27 protein-coding genes are annotated in these 24,411 nt (G+C 58.3%); 7 read left to right on the top strand and 20 right to left on the bottom strand.

The window, feature by feature from the left end; all coding sequences use genetic code 11:
* Positions 1-43: 43 nt before the first annotated feature.
* Positions 44-181, top strand: coding sequence for a DUF5818 domain-containing protein (locus tag JQK15_RS16225; RefSeq protein WP_251007796.1), 138 nt, complete (start codon positions 44-46; stop codon positions 179-181).
* Positions 182-408: 227 nt separating this feature from the next.
* Here the strand turns inward: JQK15_RS16225 and JQK15_RS16220 are convergent, their stop codons facing one another.
* Positions 409-669, bottom strand: a complete 261-nt coding sequence (locus tag JQK15_RS16220) for a hypothetical protein (RefSeq protein ID WP_214866438.1) — start codon at positions 667-669, stop codon at positions 409-411.
* A 225-nt stretch (positions 670-894) separates the two neighbouring features.
* The gene (locus JQK15_RS16215; RefSeq protein WP_214866437.1) at positions 895-1,161 is read right to left on the bottom strand and encodes an N-6 DNA methylase; all 267 of its coding nucleotides are present in this window, start codon (positions 1,159-1,161) and stop codon (positions 895-897) included.
* 678 nt (positions 1,162-1,839) lie between these two features.
* Between JQK15_RS16215 and JQK15_RS16210 the strand changes: the two genes are divergently transcribed.
* The 3 genes from JQK15_RS16210 to JQK15_RS16200 are packed head-to-tail and all read left to right on the top strand — an operon-like array spanning position 1,840 to position 6,190.
* Complete coding sequence (locus tag JQK15_RS16210; RefSeq protein ID WP_214866436.1) at positions 1,840-2,397, top strand: PAS domain-containing protein; 558 nt, start codon at positions 1,840-1,842, stop codon at positions 2,395-2,397.
* Positions 2,398-2,438: 41 nt separating this feature from the next.
* Positions 2,439-5,840: a chemotaxis protein CheB gene (locus JQK15_RS16205; RefSeq protein ID WP_214866435.1), complete on the top strand. Its 3,402-nt coding sequence runs from the start codon at positions 2,439-2,441 to the stop codon at positions 5,838-5,840.
* Positions 5,841-5,854: 14 nt separating this feature from the next.
* Complete coding sequence (locus JQK15_RS16200) at positions 5,855-6,190, top strand: response regulator (protein WP_214866434.1); 336 nt, start codon at positions 5,855-5,857, stop codon at positions 6,188-6,190.
* Between the two features lie 81 nt (positions 6,191-6,271).
* On the opposite strand, the gene JQK15_RS27680 is transcribed toward JQK15_RS16200, so the two are convergent.
* Both JQK15_RS27680 and JQK15_RS16190 read right to left on the bottom strand, forming a co-directional pair.
* Entirely contained in the window at positions 6,272-6,646 is a 375-nt protein-coding gene (locus tag JQK15_RS27680) for a four-helix bundle copper-binding protein (RefSeq protein WP_502956826.1), read from the bottom strand.
* Between the two features lie 14 nt (positions 6,647-6,660).
* The gene (locus JQK15_RS16190; protein WP_214866432.1) at positions 6,661-6,957 is read right to left on the bottom strand and encodes a plasmid stabilization protein; all 297 of its coding nucleotides are present in this window, start codon (positions 6,955-6,957) and stop codon (positions 6,661-6,663) included.
* Between the two features lie 227 nt (positions 6,958-7,184).
* Between JQK15_RS16190 and JQK15_RS16185 the strand changes: the two genes are divergently transcribed.
* Positions 7,185-7,370, top strand: a complete 186-nt coding sequence (locus tag JQK15_RS16185) for a hypothetical protein (protein WP_214866431.1) — start codon at positions 7,185-7,187, stop codon at positions 7,368-7,370.
* A 101-nt stretch (positions 7,371-7,471) separates the two neighbouring features.
* Here JQK15_RS16185 and JQK15_RS16180 read toward each other — a convergent pair whose 3' ends face one another.
* The 3 genes from JQK15_RS16180 to JQK15_RS16170 all read right to left on the bottom strand — a co-directional run bounded on the left by JQK15_RS16180 (position 7,472) and on the right by JQK15_RS16170 (position 8,390).
* A complete protein-coding gene (locus JQK15_RS16180) occupies positions 7,472-7,669 on the bottom strand; it encodes a hypothetical protein (protein WP_214866430.1) in 198 nt (65 codons plus the stop codon).
* 17 nt (positions 7,670-7,686) lie between these two features.
* Positions 7,687-7,842, bottom strand: coding sequence for a hypothetical protein (locus JQK15_RS26915; RefSeq protein WP_353047212.1), 156 nt, complete (start codon positions 7,840-7,842; stop codon positions 7,687-7,689).
* A gap of 260 nt (positions 7,843-8,102) precedes the next feature.
* Positions 8,103-8,390, bottom strand: coding sequence for a DUF2171 domain-containing protein (locus JQK15_RS16170; protein WP_214866429.1), 288 nt, complete (start codon positions 8,388-8,390; stop codon positions 8,103-8,105).
* Between the two features lie 373 nt (positions 8,391-8,763).
* Here JQK15_RS16170 and JQK15_RS16165 point away from each other — a divergent pair, with 373 nt between their 5' ends.
* Both JQK15_RS16165 and JQK15_RS16160 read left to right on the top strand, forming a co-directional pair.
* A complete protein-coding gene (locus tag JQK15_RS16165) occupies positions 8,764-9,312 on the top strand; it encodes a hemerythrin domain-containing protein (protein ID WP_214866428.1) in 549 nt (182 codons plus the stop codon).
* Between the two features lie 684 nt (positions 9,313-9,996).
* A complete protein-coding gene (locus JQK15_RS16160) occupies positions 9,997-10,539 on the top strand; it encodes an MgtC/SapB family protein (RefSeq protein ID WP_214866427.1) in 543 nt (180 codons plus the stop codon).
* Between the two features lie 638 nt (positions 10,540-11,177).
* Here JQK15_RS16160 and JQK15_RS16155 read toward each other — a convergent pair.
* The 13 genes from JQK15_RS16155 to JQK15_RS16095 all read right to left on the bottom strand — a co-directional run bounded on the left by JQK15_RS16155 (position 11,178) and on the right by JQK15_RS16095 (position 24,187).
* The gene (locus JQK15_RS16155; protein ID WP_214866426.1) at positions 11,178-11,807 is read right to left on the bottom strand and encodes an NrsF family protein; all 630 of its coding nucleotides are present in this window, start codon (positions 11,805-11,807) and stop codon (positions 11,178-11,180) included.
* Positions 11,807-12,322 carry a sigma-70 family RNA polymerase sigma factor gene (locus JQK15_RS16150; protein WP_214866425.1) on the bottom strand — a complete coding sequence of 172 codons (516 nt, stop codon included), beginning with the start codon at positions 12,320-12,322 and terminating at the stop codon, positions 11,807-11,809. The genes JQK15_RS16155 and JQK15_RS16150 overlap by 1 nt, the downstream gene beginning before the upstream one ends.
* Before the next feature lie 88 nt (positions 12,323-12,410).
* Positions 12,411-13,679, bottom strand: coding sequence for a protein-disulfide reductase DsbD family protein (locus tag JQK15_RS16145; protein ID WP_214866424.1), 1,269 nt, complete (start codon positions 13,677-13,679; stop codon positions 12,411-12,413).
* Positions 13,680-13,720: 41 nt separating this feature from the next.
* Positions 13,721-14,278 carry a peroxiredoxin gene (locus JQK15_RS16140; RefSeq protein WP_214866423.1) on the bottom strand — a complete coding sequence of 186 codons (558 nt, stop codon included), beginning with the start codon at positions 14,276-14,278 and terminating at the stop codon, positions 13,721-13,723.
* A gap of 788 nt (positions 14,279-15,066) precedes the next feature.
* Positions 15,067-15,705 (bottom strand): Crp/Fnr family transcriptional regulator, encoded by a 639-nt coding sequence (locus JQK15_RS16135; RefSeq protein ID WP_214866422.1) that lies wholly within the window; start codon positions 15,703-15,705, stop codon positions 15,067-15,069.
* Between the two features lie 212 nt (positions 15,706-15,917).
* Complete coding sequence (locus tag JQK15_RS16130; protein ID WP_214866421.1) at positions 15,918-16,076, bottom strand: hypothetical protein; 159 nt, start codon at positions 16,074-16,076, stop codon at positions 15,918-15,920.
* A 528-nt stretch (positions 16,077-16,604) separates the two neighbouring features.
* Entirely contained in the window at positions 16,605-17,627 is a 1,023-nt protein-coding gene (locus JQK15_RS16125) for a UDP-glucuronic acid decarboxylase family protein (RefSeq protein WP_214866420.1), read from the bottom strand.
* Positions 17,628-17,646: 19 nt separating this feature from the next.
* Positions 17,647-18,726, bottom strand: a complete 1,080-nt coding sequence (locus JQK15_RS16120) for a CgeB family protein (protein WP_214866419.1) — start codon at positions 18,724-18,726, stop codon at positions 17,647-17,649.
* On the bottom strand, positions 18,723-19,820 hold the full coding sequence (locus JQK15_RS16115; protein WP_214866418.1) for a CgeB family protein: 1,098 nt from the start codon (positions 19,818-19,820) through the stop codon (positions 18,723-18,725). The genes JQK15_RS16120 and JQK15_RS16115 overlap by 4 nt, the downstream gene beginning before the upstream one ends.
* Complete coding sequence (locus tag JQK15_RS16110; protein WP_214866417.1) at positions 19,817-20,932, bottom strand: CgeB family protein; 1,116 nt, start codon at positions 20,930-20,932, stop codon at positions 19,817-19,819. Before JQK15_RS16110 ends, JQK15_RS16115 begins: the two co-directional genes overlap by 4 nt.
* Positions 20,929-21,999, bottom strand: coding sequence for a glycosyltransferase family 4 protein (locus JQK15_RS16105; RefSeq protein WP_214866416.1), 1,071 nt, complete (start codon positions 21,997-21,999; stop codon positions 20,929-20,931). Before JQK15_RS16105 ends, JQK15_RS16110 begins: the two co-directional genes overlap by 4 nt.
* Positions 21,999-23,078, bottom strand: coding sequence for an SDR family NAD(P)-dependent oxidoreductase (locus JQK15_RS16100; RefSeq protein WP_214866415.1), 1,080 nt, complete (start codon positions 23,076-23,078; stop codon positions 21,999-22,001). The genes JQK15_RS16105 and JQK15_RS16100 overlap by 1 nt, the downstream gene beginning before the upstream one ends.
* Entirely contained in the window at positions 23,075-24,187 is a 1,113-nt protein-coding gene (locus JQK15_RS16095) for an SDR family NAD(P)-dependent oxidoreductase (protein WP_214866414.1), read from the bottom strand. The genes JQK15_RS16100 and JQK15_RS16095 overlap by 4 nt, the downstream gene beginning before the upstream one ends.
* Positions 24,188-24,411: the final 224 nt, after the last annotated feature.

The following is a 24,411-nucleotide window of genomic DNA, read 5'->3' as shown; positions in this document are numbered from 1 at the left end:
CATGAGCTTGTCGGCATTTTGCTAAGCGCCGGCCTCCCCTGTGATGCGCGTCGATGATGGCGGAGAATGGCGCTTAAATTGCATCAAATCCTGCCGCCACCTCCTTAGCCAGCGGGTGCGGATCCTGGGCCTGGGCTCGGACTTCGACATGATCGACATCGAGCGCATTGAACCCGCCTGAGCCTTACGCCCTTTGGTTTTTTGTCACCGAAAATCACCAGCCCTCATTTTGATGCTTTGTGTCGGCTGGTCCGCCATGCGGTCCGAACCCAAGAGCAGATCGGGATCGACGCAGAAGGGTTCGACCGAACCATTAAACCTGCAGCCGCCCTGCTTCATGTTGCTTCTGCCATCGTCCTTATCGGGCGGATCAATCGTTACACATGAGATCCAACCCCGGCTCTATGCTCACTGCTTGCTGGCCGGCCGGACAAAGAGCATTGCGCCCCTTTTCGCGTTCCGGGAGCTGATGATGGCCTCTGCCCGATACTCATCCAATAAGAGAGTAACTGGCGAATTTACGTGCGGCACATAGAGAGCCGAGAAGACGATCCCATATTCCGATACCTTATGGATAGTGATGTCCTCGATTGTGCCTCCCCACAACAACTGGCCGGCCAATGACCCTGGCCAGCGTTCGAACCTCTCACAGATCAGCGCCGCATCCATGGTTGCCTCCAATTTACCCGAACGTTCTAGCAAATGTCGCAATGAACAAGGCCTGGACATGGATGGTTAACAAGCCGAATGGGTGTTTTCGCGAGGCGAGAAACACGGCGGTTGATCGAAATTAAGAATTGGTCTTCCGCCAACGTCACGGCGCGGTAATCCAGCAAAACGTAAAATTACCTATATGACTTGCGGTGAAAAAATATTCAGCGATATTTTTGCTCATTATCTACCGAGGCATAGAGCTGGAGGATTTGCTGATAATTTTCGCGGGGCGCTGCTTGGCGCAGGAATGATAGAGCTCATCTCCTCGGGAGCGGTGCGCTCGCCTGCTGCCACCTCTTCGACAAACAGGACGTTCGCCTTCACGCCCTGTTTGTAAAGAATACCGGTCGGCACGAACAGCAGCATGTAGAAATTGAAGTCCTTGAGCAGCCGCCTACCGATTGCCTCAGCCGCGCCCCCCTCCAACAGCACGTTGTCGGGCAACACTACGGCCGCCGGGGCGCAGGCTCGTCATGATATGCTGGAGGAAATTGGGCTGCTTGTGGGAGACGGTGCCGTGAAATCATCGCGGACATATCTGCAGCTAGATTTCGATGCGCTGCTCCGAGGAGTAGGTGTCAGATACGCTCTTTTTTACCTGAGGGGGCTCTATGGCACGACATATCATGCTTAAGCTTGGGAAGGGATTTCAAGCTCGAAAGGCATGACGCCACGCCGAGACAATTCCCTTGGTTGAGCGGGCGCTCAATCCGAATGCCCTCCTTGCGTCTCAACGATTGCCCCTGCCCAACGCACGTCGCTTTAAGATCGTAAATGGATGTGACCGACTTCCCTTTGCCGTGGCTAGAAGGTTTGCAACTTCCCCTCACTCTTCCACACCATGGTGGCAGCCCCCTGCTTTGGCGCGCAGTGGAACTGATGCATTCAATAGTCGCATATCAACTGCAATGTTTTTACAGGTCACGACTTCGTTTCTCCACGCGCAAGCCCCATCTACCAGAAACAAACGACGTCAGGACTGAATGAAGCTCCAAGGGCCCTTGGACGCCTAGGGTTACACTGAAGGGGCAGGCTCCAGATGAAGATAGCGCCATATTGCGGAATCGGGCAGAAGGATCCAGCTTCAAACCACGGGGGTGACGAGCTTCAGGAGTTTAGAACCAGATGTCAGAATATGCACCATTTGATGTCCCGGCCCATTTACGCGCATATTTTGACAAATCTACAATCGCGCTGGCGCTGGCTTCAACGGATGATGACACCCCTTTAATTCTCACAAACCCTGGCTTTGAGAAGCTGACTGGATATGCTTCGCAGGAAGTGATAGGCCGTAATTGCAGGCTGTTGCAGCGCGACGCGGATAACAGCGAGGCGCGCGCGACTTTACGCGCATTTCTCGAAAATGACGCTGCGCCAAATGTCCGCACGCCTATTGTAAACTTTAAAAAGAGCGGGAGCGTGTTTGTAAACCTGCTTTACATGTCGCGGCTTCGTAGCCCGGATGGCTTGACGCAGTTTTTTTTCGCATCGCAATTTGATGTGAGCCGAGCGCACCCTGAACGTCTCGAGGAATATGACAGAGCTCTAAATGAGACGCTCGCAACAATCACCCCTCTCGTCGCGGAAACCGGGATGATTATCGAAGGTTCGCTGACGACAATTGCCAATTCCGCGCATATGATAGCTCAGGCTAAAATGATGCTCGCTAATCTAGAGGGTTGAGCTTTTTTTCAATGACATCAGCGCAAGACAGAGGATCGGCTATGTCCGAAGCGGAAGAGTCGCCTGTGCCTATCATCGGCATTGGGGCCTCGGCCGGAGGCCTGGAAGCATTACGCGAAATGTTGGGCGCTGCCAAAGCTCCGACAGGCCTTGCGTTTGTCGTGGTCCAGCACCTCGATCCCACCCATGAAAGCATGCTCGCACAGCTGCTCGACAGGGCGACAGAGCTTGACGTCCTGCAATGCGAAGGCGGCGAGCAGATTCTTGCCGACAGGGTTTACATCATTCCGCCTGGCCGAGGTTTGGCAATCCAGGAAGGCCGGCTTGCCCTCACCGACTTCGCGCAGCCTCGCGGGCTTCGGCGACCGATCGACGATTTTTTTATCTCACTTGCCAGCGATCAGCAAGGAAATGCGGCCTGCGTGATCCTTTCTGGCACGGGAGCAGATGGCTCGACAGGGCTGCGGGCGATCAAGGAACATGGCGGCATCAGCATCGCGCAGCAGCCCGACACCGCGCGTTACGACGGGATGCCCACTGCCGCCGTCGGAACGGGACTGGTCGATTTTGTGCGCCCCCCGGACCAGATCATCGATTGCTTGCTCTCGTTTTTCGACCGAAACGGTCTAGACGTACTGGAAGAGGAGGCAGGGCAGGTTGCGGATCATATAGAAGATTTGTGCGCTACCTTGCGCAAGGCTGTCGGACATGATTTCGCAGGCTATAAAAAATCGACCTTCATACGCCGCGTCGAGAGGCGCATGCACGTGCGTAACATCAAATCTGGCAAGGCCTATTTGCATCGGCTTCGCGCTGACAGCTCTGAATGCGAAGCGTTGTTTCGGGATCTTCTGATCAACGTAACCCGCTTCTTCCGCGATGCCGAGATGTTTGATGCCCTGCGAACCAAAGTGATCGAACCGTTGTTGCGCAATCGTCATCCTGACGAGGACATCAGGGTCTGGGTGCCCGGCTGCTCAAGCGGTGAGGAAGCTTATACGATTGCCATGCTTTTCGCGCAGGCTGCGCGAAATCTTGATGTACCTAATCCGGTGCAGATTTTTGCGTCCGATATCGACGAACAGATGCTGCAAGTCGCGCGCGAGGGACGCTATCCCGCCTCGGCGCTTGGCGACATGCCGAGTATGTTTCAGGAAAACTATACCATTCCCCATGGCGATCATTTCACAATCGCCGGGCACATTCGGGACCTAATCCGCTTTTCAAATCATAGTATCGTCCGCGATCCGCCCTTCTCGCGGATTGACCTTGTGTCCTGTCGCAATCTGCTGATCTATTTCGACGAGCGCTTGCAGCAAACCGTAATGCCGCTTCTGCATTATGCGATTAGGCCTGGCGGCTATCTTTTCCTTGGCCCATCCGAAAGCATAGGCCGCTTCGATCAGCTGTTCCCAGCAATCGATCATCATTCGCGGATCTTTGAGCGCAGCGAGGGCGGCAGTCGCTATCCACTAGATCTGCCGATGCATGACCGCCCGGTCCGGCGGCGAGACGAAAGCTACGGCCGGCGCAATGATCATGCCGATCCGATACAGACCTCAGATGCCGTCACCCGCCTCGCGGAGCGTTACGCACCGCCATCGATGATCCTCAACCAAGATGGCCTTGTGCTGGCGGCATATGGTAAACTGGGCCGCTATTTCGATTTTCCGGTTACGCGCACCGGCGGGATCAGCGCGTTCAATCTCGCGCGGCCGGGACTGCGCGAGGCACTCGGGCCACTGCTGCGTCAATCTCGCGATACAGGGCGGCGTACCGCAGCGCGCAATATCACAGTCGTTACGGACTTTGGGACCCAGCCCATCGAGATAATTTGTGATCCCCTGCCAGATAAAAGTTTTCTTGTCATTTATCGCGACACCGGAAGCTTCGTAGTCAGCGATGCCCCTGATATCGATGATCTTGAAGCGGGCGGCGACCACATGGACGCGCTCGAGGAAGAGTTGCGCCTTACCCGCCATAAGTTGCGATCTGCCGTAGAGGAACTTGAGACCGCCAATGAGGAACTTAAAAGTTCCAACGAAGAAATGATGTCCATGAATGAGGAGCTTCAGTCGACAAACGAGGAGCTTTCGACAGTCAATGATGAGCTCAAGCACAAGGTTGAGCAGCTGACGGTCGCCAACGCGGACATACGCAATTTCTTTGAATCCACCGATATGGCGGTTATCGTTGTTGATCGTGACCTGCGCATCCGGAACTTCACCCAAGCTGCAGTGGGGGTTTTCCCAATGAAAGCTTCCGACCGCGGGCGCCCGCTAGCCGATGTGTCCACCCGCCTGGCCGATAGCAGTTATCTCGACGATGCTAGAAGCGTTGCGGCTTCGGGTAACGACATTCGCCGGCAGATCTTATCCAAAGACGGTCAGCGGACCTATTCGCTTCGGGCCCTGCCCTATCGGACCCAGCAAGGTGAAATAGACGGCGCCACGCTTGTGTTGACCGACATTTCTCATGCTCTCCAGTTGCAAAACGACCTCGAGGTTGAGCGCGAACGCCTCAAACTTGCGACCCAAGCTGGCCGCATCGGCGTTTTCGAGTTATGCGCCGATGATGACATACTGATGCTCGACGAGACGCATCAGTCACTGCTTGGTCTTAAAGACGGCAGGGCGAGCATCGATATGTTTGGTGCCGCGATCGACCTGCAGGACCGTGATCGCGTGCTAGGCGCTTTGCGTGAAGCAGCATCGTCCCACGCCGTGTTCGAACAAACCTATTGCCTTTGGTCAGGCGGCAGGGAGAGACATCTCAAAAGCTTCGCGCAGGTGGTAAGGGGCTCAGTCCCTACTCGACTGATCGGGGCAACGATCGACGTGACACCGGAACTTTCTCTTGCGGAAAATCGCGCGATGATGCTGCGAGAATTGAACCATCGGGTTAAGAACCTCTTTGCGATCGTGAGCGGAATCATGTCGGTCGCTGCGCGGACGCATGATGATGTTAGAGCCTACTGCGAAGATGTGCGGGATCGAATAGCGGCGCTGGGCCGAGCCCATTCCCTTGCATCGCCGTCAGGCGAGCAACAGTCTGTCTGCCTGCGCGCTCTTGTTGAGACAACTTTGGAGGCCTATTCAGGGCAAGCTCGCATCAAAATCGAGGGCAGTGACATCATAATTTCCTCTGATGCCTTGTCGAGCGTGGCGCTTATCCTTCACGAATGGACAGTAAATGCGGCTAAATACGGGGCCTTGCGCACGCCACAGGGCAAATTGACCATCGGGTGGGCACTAGCCGACCATCACCTCACGATCTTCTGGAAAGAAACGAATTCCTCACCCCTTCCACCCCGAAATAAAGGAGGTTTTGGCACTGTGCTGATCAATACGTCGGTCAGGCAGCTGGAAGGGGAGCTAAAACAGGAGATGGGGGTTTATGACCTTCATCTGGTCCTGAAACTGCCGGAAACTATCCTGGAGTAGCCGTGCCTACCGTTATGATCGTTGAAGATGAATTTTTCGTCGCGCTTGACCTGGAAACCATCGTTGAAGATTCCGGCTATCAGTTCGACGGTCCCTATGCGTCCGTCGCCGAGACCAGTGAAGCCCTCGATCGCTGCATGCCGCATTGCGCGATCCTCGATGTACGTTTGAAGGACGGCGAGGTGTTTCCGGTAGCTGATCGTCTCCATATTGCCAAAGTGCCGATAATTTTCCACTCAGGCCATGCTGATGTCTCAGATCTTCTTGATCGTTATCCCGGCTCTCAAATCTGCAGCAAGCCTTCCACTCCCAAGCAGTTGCGTAGCGCGCTGGAGGCCGCCTTTGCGTGAAAATGGCTATTGCCAGTAGTTCATCGGTTTCCGGCACCAGGCCACGACCTTTTCGGCTTCCCCAAGTAGCGCGGATCGTCCTCATAGGACGGTTGGAAGCGCGGCACGACAGTCTGCCGCACATTCGCGGCACATATCGGCGCAAAGTTTGCAATGCTCATGCTCGTGGCGACGGCATTCTGCCGCACACAGCTCACAAATACGCGCGCAGCTTTCGAGCATAATCCCAACAACCTCGATATTGAGCCCCGTACGCCGCACAGCGACCCGGCCTGTTGCGGCACAGACATCTGCGCAATCCAAGCAAGACCGGATACACTGCGCCATATCCATCTTTTCCGCGACGCACGCGTCTGCGCAGGAAACACACATCTCCGCGCAGAACATCGCATGACGTGCCGCAGTAGCCAGAAGCGGATTGAAATCCTGTCCGACATCAGGATGGAGTGATATCATCTTTTGAATAGACATCAGCCATTTGCCCGCTTGCGACGCGTTTCCCACCCTTTCTTGGCGGCTTGAGACCGCTTCTCATGGCTTTGGCTCGCTCCGCCGATCCGTCCACCCTTTCGGGCGGAATCATGCTTTTCTGCCCTGCCACGGCCGGATCCAGATTTGTTGCCGCCGCCTGATTCCTTGTTTACAGTAGCCCAGGCGCGGCGCTCGGCTTCTTTGCGGCCGACGCCCCGCTCCTCATAGCCTTCTTCAATATGCCCGGCTTTACGCTTCTGCTTGTCCGTATAGCTCGACTTGTCTCCGCGCGGCATGGTCGCACTCCTCCTGTCCTGTTGCTTCAACACAAGAGAACGAAGTCGTGTCCGGCCCTTTGCAGGAAGGTTGCTCACCTAGGTTATGAGAAGCGCCAATTTTTTGTTTCCGGACGATTGCGTGAATCAGAATATCTTGGCCCATGAACGCTGCTTCTTGATCCATGTAATGGAAATCTCTGTGCCGAAGCCACAGCATTCCGGTTAAGGAATAAGGGATGATGAGGATGAACAGTCCTGACGACGCGGCCTATTTTCGGCAGCGTGAACTTCAAGAACTGGCTACCGCCAAGAGAATCAGAAGCCCGCTTGCCAAGCGCCTTCATTGGGAAATGGCCCAGCAATATGCGATGCGCGCGCGCATGTTAGAGGAGATGGCACGCGCTCAGCAATCGCTCCCGCACGAAGATTAGATATGGTCAGGCTTCGCCGCCGAGGAACATAATGGTTTTCCCGGCCTCCAAAGGGACATCGATGGGTATTCCTCCTGCTACTTGCGGTGCGGGCGATCCCCTCATGGCTTTTGATTGTAAGACGGCCCACTATGTTCGGTAGCCAGATTGTCCCCGACCGACTGATCTTCCTGAAGTTCCTCGCCGTGCCAGAAATTGCGGCCCACGAAGATTAAAAATGCAACAAGGATCACAATTACTGCAATGAGCCAGCCGGCTTTTTCCTTTTTCCGCGAGGACGGAGGGTCTTGGTCATGCATAATGGAAATCCTTTCGACTATGACTTTGCTCGCTCAGGGTTTCTGCTTGGTGAGAGCCTCAGGCTTATGCGCAGCGCGGTTGCCCCTCTCGTTTCCACGATGAATTCCGGGTTATCTCGAGAGGCGGCTACCTTGTGTCCTTTGATATGCAAGGGCTTTGTAACTTTCTTCACGACGGTTCCATCTGCCTGGCCGCCATGGCTCTTCCACGACACATGATCGCCGGCCTTGGGAGACTTTGTCACGAGGCCACCTGTGGATCAAATGCCGACGAGCTAACTTGCCGCTCCATCGCCTCAATGAACGAGTGTCCGAAGAGCGATGGATTTTCAATCTCTGCACTGAAAGCTGTCTGCCAGTTCCGCATCAGTTGCTCGTGCGCCATGAGGACGCGTTCGTCCTCATGGCACCTGCCTACCATGTCCGTCATTGCTTACCCCGTCTCTCCATTTGCTAATCCATCCTCGTCCATTATGGCCCCCCCGTCCTGTTCCTCCTCAAGCAGGACGGCGGCATCGGCGTTTGCCGAAAGTCGCACCTGACCATTTTCCACTACGGCCACGAGGCCGGTCGAAATGAAATGATGATGGTCGTCATGAGAACCGCTATCGGCCTTTATCATTTTTATCCGGTCGCCCTCGACCCGGTCTACGGTTCCAATGTGGACGCCATCGGCTCCGATGATCTCCATATGCTCAACGACGCTGGTCAGGTCCGCCATAATCATCTCCTTGAAATCCTGAGTATCCAAAAGAGCGCGCTGGTGCTCAGCGCATCGATCGCAGACACACCCTCGCCGCGCTTAAGGTCAGCAACCTGCCAATGACGTGCGTGTTCCGACGAAACTAACCCAGGCGTTTCGCGCTTAACCTGTGTTGGTCAGATAGCCCCTCGCTGCGACAGGCTCGCTCTGGCCTCGAGCGAAAGGACCAGAACAAATCGGCTGCAGATTGGTCCATATGTTCGGCTGGCACAAACCCCCATTTGGCGCCGATCAGCAGGTTGACCATGCTTAAGCGCAAGCGGCCATCTCTGCGCCACGGGAACAGCTTCGCCCCAATACGGTTGAGGAAGAAACAGCATAGGAGAGAACCATGGCAACGCATAATCATTCGGTGTCGCTCAAACATATCGGCATTGGTGCCAGCCTGGCGGTCCTTGCTATGTTTGGGCGAAAGCTTGCTGTTCAGGCGCCAAGCGCATTAGCTGGCGATTGGGACGTCGCGCTCGCGCTCGAGCATAAAATGGCGCTCAAACTGTTCGACGGTCTGGCCCAGACAGGCGAAAATGCTTCAACCAAGCGAACGATGCTTCTTACGCAGCTCAAACATGCCCTAGGCAAACACGCGTTGGAGGAGGAGAATGCGATCTATCCGGCCATGCGCGAACACGGGTTAGTGGCAGAGGCGGACACGCTCAATGCTGAGCATGGCTATGTGAAACAATATCTTTATGAGCTCAATGACCTTGTGAACGACAATAGCGCCTTTCAGGCCAAGTTGGCGAATTTTCGTAAGCACATTCAAGCCCATATGCACGAGGAAGAGCATGATCTTTTCCCACGGCTGAAGGCTGCCTTGGCAAAAGAAGATAGCCAGGATCTTACGCTCCGAATGAACCAGGAGGGGCTCAAGCTCGCCTGATCTCGTCGCAATGCAATTTTTGTGAGTCATGGCTGGCGCTGCAGGTACCCCATGCACAGCAAATGCCCAATATCTGAGATACGGCCATGACGCAGTGCATCACTGGACTTGTCGGGGAGCTCGGACATTTTGTTATCGCCCTCCTGATGACAATGGAGAATATCTTTCCTCCGATACCCTCCGAAGTGATCATGCCTCGCGGGATGTTCGGGTGCAGATGGTGGACTCGACATTCTCCTGGTCATTCTCACAGGGCCGATCCGCACGACCGCTGGGGCCTTCTTCTGGTGGTGGATGGCCAATAATGCGACGCGCAGAGATTGAGACGCTGGGCCGACAGCCATGGGCGCTGGCTCACACTCTCAGCGGCCGATGTCGACCATATTGGTCGCTCGCTCGACCGACATCGCAGCTAGGGGATTCCGGTTGCCCAAGTCATTCCAAGTCTTCGCCCTCTCACATCCATTCCAACAGGCTTTTTCGTTACAAATTTGTGCAGGTTTGTGACGCTCACGAGCATCGGTGCGACGGCTTGGAACGGCATACTCGCGGCTATTGGCCACTGGTTGGGACGCGGATTCGGCGCTATCGACCGGTATCTGGAGATAGCGGTCACGGTCGTTATTGCGGCTATTCTTCTTCACTATATATACCACGTCGTGACATTCCGCTCCGGAGGCCACAATGCTTGAAGACGATCTGACAACCACCTTGGCAAGGCTGGGTCTTGCAACCGCACTTGGTTTGGCACTTGGTTTCGAACGCGAGCGGCGAGGCCATGATGCGGGCCTGCGAACGCATGGCCTGGTTTCGCTCAGTTCCAGCATGCTTACCTTGTCTGCGCTCGAGCTGGTCGAGCATCATGGCGAGGGTGATCCAGTACGCGTCATACAGGGACTTGCGCAAGCGATCGGCTTCATAGCGGGCGGCCTGATCTTCGTACGCGGGGGCGATGTACGCAATATGACAACAGCGGCAAGTCTTTGGATGGCAGCAGCTGTAGGGATTACGGCCGGAGCGGGTCAGTATCTTCTTGTGTTGGCTGGGACTGTCCTCGCCCTTCTGCTGCTTGGGGCAGCGACTTTGGTTGAACGTCTGCTTCCGCGCCGCAAGCATGCGTCCGATCACAGCGACCACGACATTCAGATGCCCAACCGTCGCGGCACTGTTTCGCGCGCTCAACCTTGCCGCAAGGATATGGAGAGCGACAAGGAAATAAATTCTTAGATGCTGTTCGCGCTCAAGAGGAAGTCTCAGGATCTTGGAAATGGGCCCTGGTTCATGGCGGTAACCTGATCAGTCGACCCGTATCTACCTTACATGCCATCGACTTAGACTATGTGACTATCGTCGCATTCTCAAAAAAGACATAGCGAACGCGCTGGGCGTTCGAGATTTCTCCTCACGCTCAGGACGCCATCCGCCAAGCCCAAGAAGCAGCGGCTCATTCTCGTCGGCCTTCAGCCCGACGTCCATTGCTTTGAAAGCGTACCAAAATCGATGATCCACGCCCACCACGTGATAGACCGATCCAGGCGAAATTTTCGCCGCATTGCAAGGCGGCGTAGACCTTGCCCCCACTCCGATAGGTTGTGCCGCCACCCCCGTCTTGCCTGAGACTGACGGGATAAAAAGCGTGCGCTGAAAAGCCACAAAGTTGGTCATCAACGGCGTGTTGCTAAGGCATCACCAAGCTGGCTTTACCCAGACGTCCCGAACGCCGACACGTCAATGGCATCTTATAACAAACTAGCATAGCGCGCTAAGATCGAATTTGGCGGAGGCTGTCGGTCAACCAACCGACCTGCCAGCGGCAAAGTGCGACCAAGCTTCGGATTGAGGTTCGCGCGCGTGGACGGGAACAATCACACCGAAACAATTTTTCGACCGACAGCCAATGTTAAAAGCCCTATGACTAGAGCGGCCATTATATGCGTGATGAAATCGCTCGCTGAGACACCTCCCGGATGGCAAAAGGCGAGCAATCCGAAGGAAAGAAATCCGACCCCCATTCCTGCAGCGACAAGTGCACGAACAGGTTCGAGCGAACGGGTTCTACGAAGCGCGAAAATCGCGGTAGTTGCCATGGGAAGGCCGGCAGCCAACAGGAAGGCAAAACAAAATGGCTGATCGTCTGGAACGATGGCCTGACCGGATGGTGTCTCCAATCCGACCCCCGTCATCGCAAGCCAGGCTGCGGTACCCATCAGCAGCAGCCTGCGGCCTCGCCAAACCAGTCCCGGGACGCCTATCGCCAGCGCCTGCGCCAAGCTTGCCGCGCCCAGGGACAGGCATAAGATGGCATTGACCATGTCTCTGCTGCCCGATGGGAACGACCAACCTCCCGCAGCAATTCTGAAGGATATTACGCTAAGGCAGGCAAGCCCCAGCATCATGGGCAACAGCCAGAGTAGCCTTTTCCACACCGGCGCGACCCTCTTCACCGGGGTGGCACTGGCACATAAATCATCAATCAGTTTTTCGTGGTCTGCCATTATTGGCTCCCATTTTCACGAAGACTTGAAATAGCCCGGTGCAGCAAGGATTTAATTGCTGAAACCGATGTGCGAGTTTCGGCTGCAGCTTCATCCAGGCTCATCTCGCGAATTTTGACCATTTCAACAGCCATTCTCTGCCGGTCAGGTAGTCGGCTCAGAAGCCGTCCAACTTCATTGTCATTCGCCAGGGCTTCGATCTGCTCATTCCAGCTGTCGTCGACGGCTGAAGTCATGGCGTCTTCATCTGCAGCCTCACGGCGCTGCAGCCTTACTGTTCTGCGCGTGGCGTCGATTGCACGCGCGAAGGTGATAGTCGCGAGCCACGGCAGGAGCGGGCGTTGCGGGTCATAGGTGTGCCGCAATTTGTGGACCGTAAGCAGTGTCTCTTGAACCACGTCCTCGAGAAGTATCTCATCAAAGATCCGGCGTCTCGCGAAGGCGCGTATCACGGGCAGTATGGCCAGCAAAACGAGGCGGTAAGCCGCCTGGTCCCCATCCTGTGCCCGGCGCATCAGCGCCGGCCAGTCCCGCTCATGAGGGATTTCGTTTCGCACAGTGGCTATGCGCGCGCCCGACGGAGGCAATATCGAAACATTGACCTCAAGCCTTTCCGCGTGCTGCGGCTTCGAGAGCCTTGATGGCAATGTCCTGGCTCAGAACCTGTGGCAGCACCACTGGGTCGCCACCACCGGCTGGATAGACGAGATAAAGGGGTAGGCCTGTACGGCCAAGATCATTCATCGCCTTTTCGATCGCGGGATCATAATTTGTCGAGTCTGCCACCATATACACGGTCCTGGTTCGAGCGATGGCATTCTTGAACGCCTTGGTTGAAAGGACAGCTTTTTCGTTGACCTGACATGTCGCGCACCAAGCTGCCGAGAAATCGACGAAGATCGGCCGTCCTGCAGCGCGTTCCACTTGGGTCCGCTTGGCCGACCACGCGACCGGACGTACCTCGGCAGGATTTGCTTCAGCTGGATCAGCAATGGTTGCCAAAGCGGATGCCGCCGGCACAGGGGACCGGATGGCGCTATCGGGCAACAGGATCGCCGTACCGATCGCCACAACACCCGCGCCTGCGACAATATGGAAGACGGCAGTTGATTGCCCCATGTAGCCCCGCTTTTGCGCCATTCCATAGATCCAGCCTACAAAAGCCAGACCAACAGCGCAGCCGAGGATCAATGCAAGTCCCGACGGACCGGTTTGCTGGGCAAGCACCCATACCAACCAAGCCGCAGCAGCAAGCATAGGAAAAGCCAGCACATGCTTGAGGGTGGACATCCAGGGCCCCGGGCGCGGCAGGCGACGTGCGAGCGCCGGGCTGAAGGACAATAATGTGAATGGTGCAGCGACCCCGGCGCCGAGCGCTGCAAATACCGCAAGGCCGGCCAGGGGCGGTTGAACGAGCGCATAGCCAAGCGCTCCGGCCATGAACGGCCCCGCGCACGGCGTTGCCAGAACGATGGCAAGGGCGCCGGTAAGCGCAGCCCCTAACAACCCTTGCTTGGTATCCATCTGCTGCCCGGCACGCTGCAATCCGACGCCGAACTCAAAAAGGCCGAAAAGATTAAGCGAGGAAGCAAGGATGACCAATATCAACAGCGTAACGATGATCGGGGATTGGAGCTGGAACCCCCAGCCCACGCCTTGGCCGGCGGCCCGAAGCGCCAGCAATACGCCAGCAAGTGCAAGCATGGCGAGCAGTGAGCCGACAAAGAAGGCCATACCCTCCTGTCGCAGCCGGACCTGATCGCCCCCTTGGCGCACGAGCCCGAAGGCCTTGAGCGATATGACAGGGAAGACGCATGGCATGAGATTGAGGATGAGGCCGCCAGCAAATGCGGAAAGTATAGCGAACAACATGGGAACCCCGTGATGCAAGGGAGCGATTGGGTCTGGGACGATCAGCTATGCTTTGCCTTCCAGGCGCGCACAGCAGCCATTGCCTTGGCGATATGCTCCTGCGGATTCATGTCGGTGTAGCTGAGCAGAATCTTGCCGTCCGGGGCGATGACGAAAGACGTGCGCTCCGACAGCGTCTGGTTCGGCAACTTCATGACCGTCTCATATTGCGCAGCCACCTTGGCGCCGGAATCTGCAGCGACGGCAAACTTGTCACGGCATTCGGACTTGGAGAATTCGGCGACCCTATCCACTGCCCCGGCAGTGACGCCGACGACGGTAGCACCAAGCGCCTTGAAGTCGTCGGTCGCTTCGGCAAACATATGTGCCTCGATCGTGCATCCCTTGGTGAAGGCTGCCGGGAAGAAGTAGAGCACGACGGGGCCCTTGCGACGCGTGTCGCCGAGCGAGAAGTTAAAAGGCTTGCCCCCCAGGGCCGCACTGAGTTTGAAATCGGGAGCCTTCGCGCCCTGAGGAAGGGCAGCTATGGCAGGCGTAGACACGCAAGCAATCATCATCACACCGGCAAACATGCCGGCAATTTTCTGTGGGAACTTCATTTGGCTTACTCCTACTCATTTCGGGCGGGAGGCCGTGATGCACCAGCCTTCCTCATTGAGTTTCGCTGGCACCGGCCAGGAAGTTGCGGTCGTTCCAAAATTTATTCCAGGCGCGCCCAAGCGCCAAGCAGCGGCCGGACTGCAAGGCGCGATCAACAGCGCGCGGGAAGGAGCGAAATTGCCGGTTCGGTCCAGCACAAGCCATGGGTGGCAACCTCCGTCACAAAAGATCGTTGGAGGAAGATTAAGAAAGAGAGAACACATGACCCACAAGCCATCGGTACCACCGGCCAGCAGACCGCCTTACCCTCTCCATCCGGCACCGCTCCCAGAAAATATCGGGGCTTATCCGGACCCGGCAGACAGCCGCGAAGTAGGTACGGGGAAGCAGTCGTCCTCAGGCGGCACCGTAGTTAGCGCTGCGATTGGGATCGGGTCCGCTGCAATTGTTGCTGCGCTGCTTTACGCTCGGCACAGAAAGGCCTGATTTTCGTGGGCTTCCTCTCGGCAGGGGCGATCAGGCTGCGGCGGCAACTTCAACGCAGATGCCCAACCGGCGGCACGTCTCCCTAGGCTGAAGCTCAACAAAAAGGGGAGTGGCCATATTCCTTTGAACATCGCGCAGCAGTCAATCTAGCTCTTGTGCAACTTCCCAACAACAGCCGCATCCGCAGAGTGAGGGCCCACGGGACGTTTCATCGGGCAATATCTTTAAAAATTGAGCCGGGCCGACCGACAGGATCTGAAATATGCCAGATCGATTTTGTGAACGGGCGGCATCGGCTGGATCACAGAAAGCTATCTGTCGACATGGCCGCGGCCTGCCTGAGGGCATCCATGTCCGGAATCCGAAGCCACTTGGACTGTAATTCCACCAGCCCCTTGCTGCGCATCGTCTGTAGGGTTCGGTTCACATGGACCGGCGTCAGACCCGTCAGATCCGCGATGTCCATCTGCGTTAGAGGAAGCGCGCATTGAGACCCATAGGTGAGGCCCGACTGGCGCATTCGCGCGAACAATTCGAGGAGCAGATGCGATAGGCGCTCAAGAGCAGTGCGGCGGCCTAAGGTGACAAGCCAACTGGACTGGCGTTCCCATCCGTCTAACAGGTCGTTCCAGAAGCCCTCTTGCTGATTATGACCGCCGACTGAAGTGGGCACTTCGCATGGCGAGCTGCGCGCCCGGATGTTCGTCAGAGCAACGATGGATTGTGAGGCGGGCCGGCCGAGCGCCCAATGTGGCTCGCAAAAATCGCCCGGCAGATAAAGCGCGGTGATCTGGCGCCGCCCGTCCGGCAACATCCGATACCGACATGCCCAACCCTCGAGCAGCTGGAACAGACGCTTTGGTTTCTGACTCTCGCGCACGAGAAACTCATGCGGCCGGAAAAAGGCAAGATCCTCCTCCGATACGATCTGGCTCAACATGGACTATCCCCTGTCAAAACCCCCTGCCGCCATGGTAGCGCAATGGCGGATCAGCAAACTGACATATGTTGTCTCTTGCTGGACTAAGAAAGACACACGTCTGATAAGCTGCACGGCTCGCAGCGAGAACGTCAAACCGACATTAAGAAAGGCCGTACCCGCTGCCATGTGATAGCCCGCAGCGGCAACCACGCACTGTCCGGTCAACCTGTTCAAAGATGCGTACGTGGAGTACCAAAAGAGTCAGGAGTTTCTTGAGCCTGCAGCTGTGCACGGCAAAGCGTTTCGCGCCGCGCGGCATCATCGCCGAACATGTTGCCACCCTGCACAAAATCCATCTGCAGCCTCGCATGGCGGCCACGCATAGGCATTGTGCCTTCCTTCAACCCGCCCTGGAGATATAGCCAGCTTCCAGCGATGACCCATCGAGCTTCGCAGCGACTCCTGGGGGCGCCAGAGGCCTTTGAGCTTTCTTCAGGCCCTTGTTCCGTTCGCCCGGACTGTGCTGCCAAGCTCCATGCCCACCAAGCGAGACAGGGCGCAGTTGTTACCTTGGACAGCCGTGAGGCAGCGCCCCATCGGCTGCGGCGACGGATCGTCAAATTGGCCGCCTCCACGCGTGGATATACGCCACCAATCTATCTTGCGAGCTGGGCATTTTTTTCGAAGCGAGCGGACCTCGGGCGCCGGGATGACTACAGGCTTGCGATGATGCAGATGCGGCCGGCCCATTTTGTGGGATGACGCAGATGCTCATGAATCCGATCATGCGCGGCATGCGCGAGGACGTAATGCTGGCCACTCGCGGGTCGAGAATATTTCCAGAAGACTGCGATGGGCCCAAGGCCGGCTTCGTGCGGAGCAATCTTGAATATGATGGCGGGCCATGGCCACTATAGTCACTCCGCTGCAATCTGCCTGTTGTCTCCGCCTAGCCGGCGGATGTCGTCCCCTCCGCTGCGCAGCTCGGTAGCGAAGAAATCGCAGGTGATCCGCAAGCCTTCCTCCAGCGAGACACGGGGGGTCCAACCAAGCAGATCGCGCGCGCGTCCGATGTCGGGCCGGCGGCGGCGTGGATCGTCAATGGGAAGACTCTTGTAGCTCACGCGCGATGTACTGCGCGTCTGCGCCACGACCCTTTCTAGGAGTTGCAGTATCGTAAACTCTTCCGGATTGCCGAGATTGACTGGTGCCAGCTCAATTCCGTCTGCTTCCATCAATTGCATCAACCCGTCCACCATATCGGACACGAAACAGAAGCTGCGGGTCTGTGACCCGTCGCCATAGATGGTGATGTCCTCGCCCGACAGCGCCTGACAGAGCAGGTTAGAAATTACGCGGCCGTCATCGGGATGCATGTTGGGGCCATATGTGTTGAAAATGCGCGCAACCCGCACATCGGCCCGGCCGAGCCGCCCAAAGTCAAAAGCGATCGCTTCCGCGGCCCTCTTGCCCTCATCATAGCAGGCGCGCGGCCCGGTGCAGTTTACCCAGCCTCGATACTCCTCGCGTTGAGGATGGGCCTCTGGATCGCCATAGACCTCGCTGGTCGACGTTAGCAAGAAGCGCGCGCGAGTCTGCTCGGCAAGCCTAAGCAGGCGATCAGTCCCCACCACGCTTGTCAGCATTGTATGCTCGGGATCGGCCTGATATTGCGGCGGCGATGCCGCGCAAGCCAGGTTGTAGATGCGGCCGATGTCCCGGCGGCGCGTCACTGAGTCAGGCAGCGGATCGACGATGTCGGCATGGATGAAGGTGAAGCCGCGCGCGCCTTCGAGCGAGACGAGATTGATCTGGCGCGCAGTCTGAAGATTGTCGAGGCAGATGACCTCGAATCCCCGGTCGAGCAGTGCGCGGCAGAGATGGGATCCGATAAAGCCCGCTCCGCCGGCAACCAGAGCGACAATGGCTGACTGTTTCATCGGCGTTCTTCTCCTCATCCTATTGTGCCGCGACGATCGCAGGGGCAGCGTGAGCGACGCCTGCTTCCCGCAGAAAGCTTTCAAGTTCCTGCGCCCGATGATCGGCACCATGAGATGACAGGATGCGCGTTCGACCTGCCTCTCCGATATGCGGACGAGGATCGTCGAGATAGGCGACGATCTGCTCGCCCTTGTCGGCGAAAAGGATTTCGCGATTGGGCGTAAAAAGATCGGCCAACCCCGGCCAGATATCCGTGATGATTGGCGTGCCGCATGCGGCGGCCTCGAAGAGCCGGACCGAGGGCGACCATCCCGCCGCTATCATGTCCGCGCGGGTGACGTTGAGCGTGTAGCGCGAGGCACAATAGAATGCGGCGTGGTCGGCGGGCGACAGATGCTCAATCCGCTCCACATTGGCTGGCCAGTCGATATCGGATGGATATTGCGGACCGGCGACGACAAAGCGCCTTTCGCGCATCAGCCGCGCCGGTTCGATCAGCAACTTTTCGAGAGTCGGCTGACGGTCTGGACTGTAGGTTCCAAGATAGGAGAGATCCCACCGCAATGGTATCGACAGGGGCCGATAGGCGGTGACATCGACCGAGCAATAGAGCGCTCGCGCCATAGGAGAGCCGTATTCGCGCTCCAGCAGATCGAGGGCCGGGCCGCCGGTGAAGGAACAATAAAGACCATAGCCCTTAACAAGGTCCGGCGTCAGATATTCGCACTGGCCCTTGCTAAGCGCTGCAAGGGTCACGGGGGTATCGATGTCGTAGAAGGCACGAACACCCCATGCATGATCCTGCACATAATGTCCCACTTCGATGCCTTGGGGCACATAGGAACCCACTATCACGGCATCAGCCGCTGCGATTTCGCCGCGCCAGCGATCGAGACCGGGCAGGTCCTCATAGAAAGCAAGTCGGCAAAAATCAGGCGATGGCATGTCTCGGTGCGCGGCATACCAGGGCATGTTCCGTTCGAGAAACAGGATGTCGTGCCCGCGCCGGGCAAAGGCTGAAAGCAACGCTCGAAAAGTGGTGGCATGGCCATTGCCCCAGGAAGAAGAAAGGCTCAGGCCGAGGACGACAAGTTTCATGTCCTCACCGCCATCGCCTGACGACCGGCAACATTGTCTTGCAGGATGGCGTCGACCTGCGCACCCCGCAGGGCATAGCTGTGTTCGCGACGAATGCGCTCTAGCGCTGCCTGTCCGACAGCTCGAGCCCGCTGAGGGGTCATGGCGGTAAGATGCTCAGCCACATCCTGGCCGTCGCGGGCGACCAACACCTCCCGATCGGGGGTCAAGAATCGTTCGATCCCTTCCCAGGCGTCCGTGATGAGGCAGGCCGCCGCGCCTGCAGCCTCGAACAACCGGGTCGCTGGTGAGAAACCCATTTTTGCCATGCTGTCCCGCGCGACGTTGAGAACGGCTAGCGGCGTAGAATTGAAAGCATTATGTTCGGCCGTGTAGACATGGCCGCGCCGGGCAACATTGCGCGACATCGCCTTGTCCGCCCAGCCGCTGCCTCCAATCAAGAAACGGCGATCGGCAAGGAGAGCGGCGGGCCGCAGGAAGAACTCCTCGACCCGTGCTTCCCTGTCGGGCAATCGGTTGCCGAGGAAGGCAAGGTCGCAGTCGAATCGGGCGTCGGGCGCGACAGGAAAATGGCTTTCTGGATCGAGGGCGTTGTAAACCGGAATGCATTCCCGCGCGCCAAGGTCGCGATAGGCATCCACGACCGGGTCGCCGCCGCCATAGGTCAGTATGAGATCGAGCCCAGGCAGAGCGCGGCGGAGCGAATGATCCGCGTCGCAGCGCATTTCGTCCAGCGTGGCCGCAGCATCGACGTCCCAGAATATTCGCAGTGCGTGAGGCGCCGCCCGCTTCATCACGCCCTCTAGCAGTTCATCGTCGAACATGCCGACACCGCTCGCCTTAACGACCACGTCGGCATAGGCCGCTTCGTCCATCACGCGCAGCACGGCGTCCGGCGTCGCGGGATAGACCACCACGCGCGCCCAAGCCGGCGGATCAATATCGCGATGCTGCTGCCGTTCAAATGCATCGGGCTCGTAGAAGCTGATCTGGTGGCCATATGCGGCCAGCTCGCGCAATATACCGCGATAATAAGTCGCAGCGCCGTTCCAGTAAGACGAAAGCAGGCTCGAGCCGTAGAAGGCGATCTTCATGCGACGTGTTCCTCAGAGATGGCGGGAGAGCACGACAGCGTGTCAACGATGGCTAGCAGCTCGCGGGCGCGATGCGCACAGCCGTGCCGGTTCCACACTGTCTCAAGTCCGCTGCGCACGAGGGCGTCACGTAAGTCGGCGTCGGCGGCGATAGCTCGCAGATGTTCGAACATCTCTCTGCTATCCTTGGCGACAAGGAAATCCTTGCCCGGCCGAAACAACCCTTCGCTGTCCTCCCATGGCGAGCAGACAAGCGGCACACCGCAGGCCAGCGCCTCGAAAACGCGGATCGTCGGGATGCCGGGCAGCATTCGCGTGTAATAACGCCGAGGGACATGGACGGTCGCTAGATAGCGGGAGAAGATGCTCGGAGCCGCGGCGTTGGCAGCCCAGCCATGGTAGCGCGCGCCATGTCGCTCCAGCATCGCCAGCGCTTCGGTCGGGTAGCGGACGCCGTAGATGTCGAGCGGCAGCTCCGCCTGCTCAGCAGGACGGAATAGGAAATGCTCCAGCTCCGACGTGCGCTCCCCGTCCCCCCAGTTTCCGATCCAGACAAGGCCCTTGCGCTCGCCTTCCTGCGCCGGCGGATGAAAGTGGCGTAAATCTGCCGCCTCGTGCCAGGTCCAGACCCGCTCCCCCCAGCCCCAGCGGCGGTAGACCTCGCTCAGTGCCTCGCCGAAGGCCAACACGCCATCATAATCGGTTAGGTCGAAGGCACGGATCGCCTCCGGGTCCGAGACGGCTCTGTGGTGCGTGTCGTGGAACAAAAGCTTGAAATCGCTGCCTCTGCGCACCAGCCCGATCGCCGCCACGAGCGCGGGCTCATTCCATTCGTGCACGATCACGACGTCCGCACCGTGGAGCAGCGAGAAAAGATCGGCATCCCTGCTGTAGACCTGCGGATGCAGCTGGGGATAGGCCTTGCGAAACGCTTCGAGCCCCGCCTCCCCATGGTCTCCCGTCAGATTGCTCAGGCTCCAGCTGTCCAAAGGTTCTAGCGCCACCACCTCATGGCCCAACGCACCGAGTTCGCGCAGCACGCCGCGCAGGAAATGGGCATTTCCATGATTCCAGCATGATAGCAGAGAATGTGTGAAATAGACGATCCTCATGCCGCGTTCCGTTCCTGCGCGCGAGCGTGGAGGGTTGCCATGCCCTGTGCCATTGCGGCAGGCGAGTAGCGCCGGGCACGGTCGCGTGCCACCTCCCCCATCGCCACGCGTTTGGCGCGATCCTCGATCAGGCTGGTGATCGCGGCGCAGAACCCTTTGGCGTCATCAGGGGCGACGAAGACTGCCGCACCTCCCCACAGTTCACGGAAAGTCGGGATGTCCGACAGGACGAGCGCACATCCGGCCGAAGCTGCCTCCAGCACCGACAAGCCGAAAGGTTCGTATAGTGCGGCTGAAGCGAAAACCGGCCGGGCACCTAGCGCCCGAGCCAACGCCGCCTCGTCGAGGGTGCCCAGCAGATGCAGCGTGTCGAAGCCGGTCACATCACCCTGCGGCGATCGCACCGGCCCAGCCGCCTTGAACGGCACGGGGATACCGGCAGCTGCGCGAGCGAGTTGCCGAACATTTTTGGCCTCGTCCCACAAACGGCCGGCGGTAAAGACGAAATCCTGCATCGGTGAAGGACGGGCGACCAGCGCGCGTCCGTTGTAGACGACCTGCGGCGCCGCGCCATAGTGAAGCATCGCCGCCTGCGCGAAGGCGGCACTGGGCGCCACGCCCATAGTCGCGCGCGCCAGGCCCTGCCGCACCAAGTCGGTGCGCCAGGCGAAGTCAGCCGGCATGGGTCCACCGCGCACCGCTGTCCACCAAGTTGCGACGCAGCTGTGCAGCATCGCCACGACCGGGCAGGGAAATCGGTTCGCGCCAATGAGCGCGGGACTATGCAACTGAACGGCATCCGCGCGCAGATCGCCCGCTAGGGTTGCAAGCTCGCGCTGGGTAACCAGGACGGCTCCTGGGCCGCTGGCGAGCCATTCCAAGTCTAGGCCGGTCTCGATCAGACGCAGCTTGCCGGCGCGCGCGCGCTGCGCCGAGGACGGCGGCGGGCCCAGAACAGCGAGCGTTGTTTCATAGCCCAAGGGTTGCAGCGCCTCTGCCAGGTCGATCGAATATTGCCAGACGCCTCCCACTGCGTCCGTCGTCAGCAACAGATGTCGGCAGGCCATCACCATGCCCTCTGGGCAATAGGGGTGGCCCCGATCGGGCCGAGGGATGCCCGATCCTCCTTCAGCCACGCCGCAAGGTCTGCAACCCCCTGACGCCATGGCTTGAAACTGTCCAGGCCCGCCGCTTCACGCAGCACCCGGCTGTCCGCCACGAAAAAGCGCTGGTCCCCCGCGCGCCAGGCCGATGTCTCGATCCTGACGGGGCAGCCGAGGTGGTCGCTAATATAAGAGAGCAGGGTCCGCAGGCTTATAGCATTGCTGCTACCCCCTCCCAGATTGAAGGCGCGGCCGCGAAGTCGATCGATATTGCGCCAGACAGCTAGATATCCTTCGACGGCGTCGGCCACGTCCAATATATCGCGAACCTGCCATCCGTCCCCGTACAGCGTGATCGGGTCGCCATCGAGCGCCCGGATCAGGAAATGGGCGACCCAGCCCTGGTCCTCCGTCCCCATCTGACGCTGGCCGTAGATACAGCTCATCCGCAGCACGGCGGTGGGCACATCGAAGCTACGACCGTAATCGAGCACATATTGGTCGGCAGCTCCCTTGGAACATCCATAAGGAGTATGGAAGTCGAGCCGCCTGCTCTCGTCTATGCCGTTGCGAGCGATGGCCGGGTCGACGGGCAGATAGCCCTGGCTGGTCTGCCCGAGCGCAATATCCTCCAGTTCACCATAGACCTTGTTGGTCGAGGCAAAGACGATCGGCGGCGGGATGGGGCAACGGCGGGCAGCTTCCAAAAGATTAAGCGTGCCAAGCGCATTCACCTCGAAATCCAAGCGCGGCTCCGCCAAGCTCGTTGTCACGGCGACCTGCGCGGCCATATGGAACACCGCCTTGGCGGACTTCACCGCCTGGCACAAGCGGTCCTCGTCCCGGATGTCCGCCAGCACCGCTGCGATGCGCGCGCCATGACGCTCCTCCAACCAGGCAAGATTGCGCTCCACTCCCGGCCGAGCGAGGGAATCGTAAATGATAATCTCGTGCCCCTCTCCCGCCAACCGGTCGGCGATGTTGCAGCCGATGAAGCCTGCGCCACCAGTTATTAGGACGGGTCGAGAATCGGTTCCAATCATGCGACCAAGCCCCGCGCTTCCAGTTCCCCGCAGGCTTCTGCCACCCGGTCATAAGCCGTCTGGCTGGCGACCCATTCGGCGAGTTCGGCCAGCCCGGTCTCAAAGTCCTGGCGTGCCCTAAACCCCAAAACGTCGTCAGCCCGGCTGGTGTCGCAGAAGCAATGGCGGATATCGCCAGTCCGCGCCTTCCCGACGATGTCAGGCTCGACGAGGTTGCGTCCCATGGCGCGTGCCAGCGCCTGCGCGACCTGGGTGACCGATCGGTCCTCGCCCGATCCGATGTTAAAGGTGCCGCCGGCTGCCTGCGGCAGTTCCAGTGCGTCGGCGAAAGCGCGAGCCACATCGCTGACATGCACGAAGTCGCGCCGCTGCTCGCCATCCTCGAAGATCATCGGACGCTGCCCGTTAAGCAGACGCGAGGCGAAGATAGCGAGCACGCCGGTATAGGGGTTGGACAGTGCCTGCCCTGGACCGTAGACGTTGAATAGACGCAGACACACGCCTTCCATGCCGTACGGAGTGGTCATGATGTGGGTGGTACGCTCCTGCACATATTTGCCTAGCGCATAGATGGAGGTGAGGCTCGGCCGCTTCCATTCAGGCGTCGCGACTGGCGTAAGCGGCCGGCCCCTTGCATCAAGCGGTTCCCATTGACGCTGTTTATCCCGGACAACGCCGCGCTCGGCATCCTGCACAAGCTGGCCATCGCAACTGCGGTACAGACCCTCGCCGTAGATGCTCATCGACGATGCTGTCACGACCCGGCGAACGGGACGGCCGATCAGCCGCTCGAATAGAACGGAGGTCCCAAAATCGTTGACTGACGTATAACGCTCGACTTCGTACATGGATTGGCCGACACCGACTTCGGCCGCGAGATGGACCACGCTGTCGATATCCTTAAGCGCGCGTTCGACCGCATCGCCATTGCGCACGTCGGCCTGGATCAATTCGATAGCCGGGTCTAGGTCCTCCGGGCGTCCGTTATCACCATGGACCTGCTCGATCAGGCTGTCGAGCACGCGGACCTGGTACCCGCGATGCAGCAGTTCTCGGCACACGCTGCGACCGATGAAGCCTGCTCCGCCCGTCACCAATATCTTTTCCACGGCCGCTCCTTCCCAATCAGTCCCCAAACCGAGCATGGCTCACACCTGCCCCGAGGCCGGCGATAGGCTTAGGAACATCTTCTTCAGCAGCCTTGTTCCTAAGTTGAACCTATATGATTCCTATCAATAGGAAGTAATATCAATTACATACATGATACATTTACACAAAGTATGTTATAATTGTCGGTTTTTACATGATGTGTGTTAGTTTTTGCGCTCGTTTA

The organism is Sphingobium sp. BHU LFT2, assembly GCF_018604485.1.
GTDB classification, from domain to species: Bacteria; Pseudomonadota; Alphaproteobacteria; order Sphingomonadales; family Sphingomonadaceae; genus Sphingobium; species Sphingobium yanoikuyae_A.
This window is presented reverse-complemented; position numbering and strand designations above follow the sequence as displayed.

What these genes read in the sequence shown, in the direction of transcription:
- JQK15_RS16225 (WP_251007796.1), top strand. Translation starts at nt 44, where the DNA reads ATGCGCGTCGATGATGGCGGAGAATGGCGCTTAAATTGCATCAAATCC.
- JQK15_RS16220 (WP_214866438.1), bottom strand. Translation starts at nt 669, where the DNA reads ATGGATGCGGCGCTGATCTGTGAGAGGTTCGAACGCTGGCCAGGGTCA.
- JQK15_RS16210 (WP_214866436.1), top strand. Translation starts at nt 1,840, where the DNA reads ATGTCAGAATATGCACCATTTGATGTCCCGGCCCATTTACGCGCATAT.
- JQK15_RS16205 (WP_214866435.1), top strand. Translation starts at nt 2,439, where the DNA reads ATGTCCGAAGCGGAAGAGTCGCCTGTGCCTATCATCGGCATTGGGGCC.
- JQK15_RS16200 (WP_214866434.1), top strand. Translation starts at nt 5,855, where the DNA reads ATGATCGTTGAAGATGAATTTTTCGTCGCGCTTGACCTGGAAACCATC.
- JQK15_RS27680 (WP_502956826.1), bottom strand. Translation starts at nt 6,646, where the DNA reads ATGATATCACTCCATCCTGATGTCGGACAGGATTTCAATCCGCTTCTG.
- JQK15_RS16190 (WP_214866432.1), bottom strand. Translation starts at nt 6,957, where the DNA reads ATGCCGCGCGGAGACAAGTCGAGCTATACGGACAAGCAGAAGCGTAAA.
- JQK15_RS16185 (WP_214866431.1), top strand. Translation starts at nt 7,185, where the DNA reads ATGAACAGTCCTGACGACGCGGCCTATTTTCGGCAGCGTGAACTTCAA.
- JQK15_RS16180 (WP_214866430.1), bottom strand. Translation starts at nt 7,669, where the DNA reads ATGCATGACCAAGACCCTCCGTCCTCGCGGAAAAAGGAAAAAGCCGGC.
- JQK15_RS16170 (WP_214866429.1), bottom strand. Translation starts at nt 8,390, where the DNA reads ATGGCGGACCTGACCAGCGTCGTTGAGCATATGGAGATCATCGGAGCC.
- JQK15_RS16165 (WP_214866428.1), top strand. Translation starts at nt 8,764, where the DNA reads ATGGCAACGCATAATCATTCGGTGTCGCTCAAACATATCGGCATTGGT.
- JQK15_RS16160 (WP_214866427.1), top strand. Translation starts at nt 9,997, where the DNA reads ATGCTTGAAGACGATCTGACAACCACCTTGGCAAGGCTGGGTCTTGCA.
- JQK15_RS16155 (WP_214866426.1), bottom strand. Translation starts at nt 11,807, where the DNA reads ATGGCAGACCACGAAAAACTGATTGATGATTTATGTGCCAGTGCCACC.
- JQK15_RS16150 (WP_214866425.1), bottom strand. Translation starts at nt 12,322, where the DNA reads ATGCGCCGGGCACAGGATGGGGACCAGGCGGCTTACCGCCTCGTTTTG.
- JQK15_RS16145 (WP_214866424.1), bottom strand. Translation starts at nt 13,679, where the DNA reads ATGTTGTTCGCTATACTTTCCGCATTTGCTGGCGGCCTCATCCTCAAT.
- JQK15_RS16140 (WP_214866423.1), bottom strand. Translation starts at nt 14,278, where the DNA reads ATGAAGTTCCCACAGAAAATTGCCGGCATGTTTGCCGGTGTGATGATG.
- JQK15_RS16135 (WP_214866422.1), bottom strand. Translation starts at nt 15,705, where the DNA reads ATGTTGAGCCAGATCGTATCGGAGGAGGATCTTGCCTTTTTCCGGCCG.
- JQK15_RS16130 (WP_214866421.1), bottom strand. Translation starts at nt 16,076, where the DNA reads ATGCCTATGCGTGGCCGCCATGCGAGGCTGCAGATGGATTTTGTGCAG.
- JQK15_RS16125 (WP_214866420.1), bottom strand. Translation starts at nt 17,627, where the DNA reads ATGAAACAGTCAGCCATTGTCGCTCTGGTTGCCGGCGGAGCGGGCTTT.
- JQK15_RS16120 (WP_214866419.1), bottom strand. Translation starts at nt 18,726, where the DNA reads ATGAAACTTGTCGTCCTCGGCCTGAGCCTTTCTTCTTCCTGGGGCAAT.
- JQK15_RS16115 (WP_214866418.1), bottom strand. Translation starts at nt 19,820, where the DNA reads ATGAAGATCGCCTTCTACGGCTCGAGCCTGCTTTCGTCTTACTGGAAC.
- JQK15_RS16110 (WP_214866417.1), bottom strand. Translation starts at nt 20,932, where the DNA reads ATGAGGATCGTCTATTTCACACATTCTCTGCTATCATGCTGGAATCAT.
- JQK15_RS16105 (WP_214866416.1), bottom strand. Translation starts at nt 21,999, where the DNA reads ATGGCCTGCCGACATCTGTTGCTGACGACGGACGCAGTGGGAGGCGTC.
- JQK15_RS16100 (WP_214866415.1), bottom strand. Translation starts at nt 23,078, where the DNA reads ATGATTGGAACCGATTCTCGACCCGTCCTAATAACTGGTGGCGCAGGC.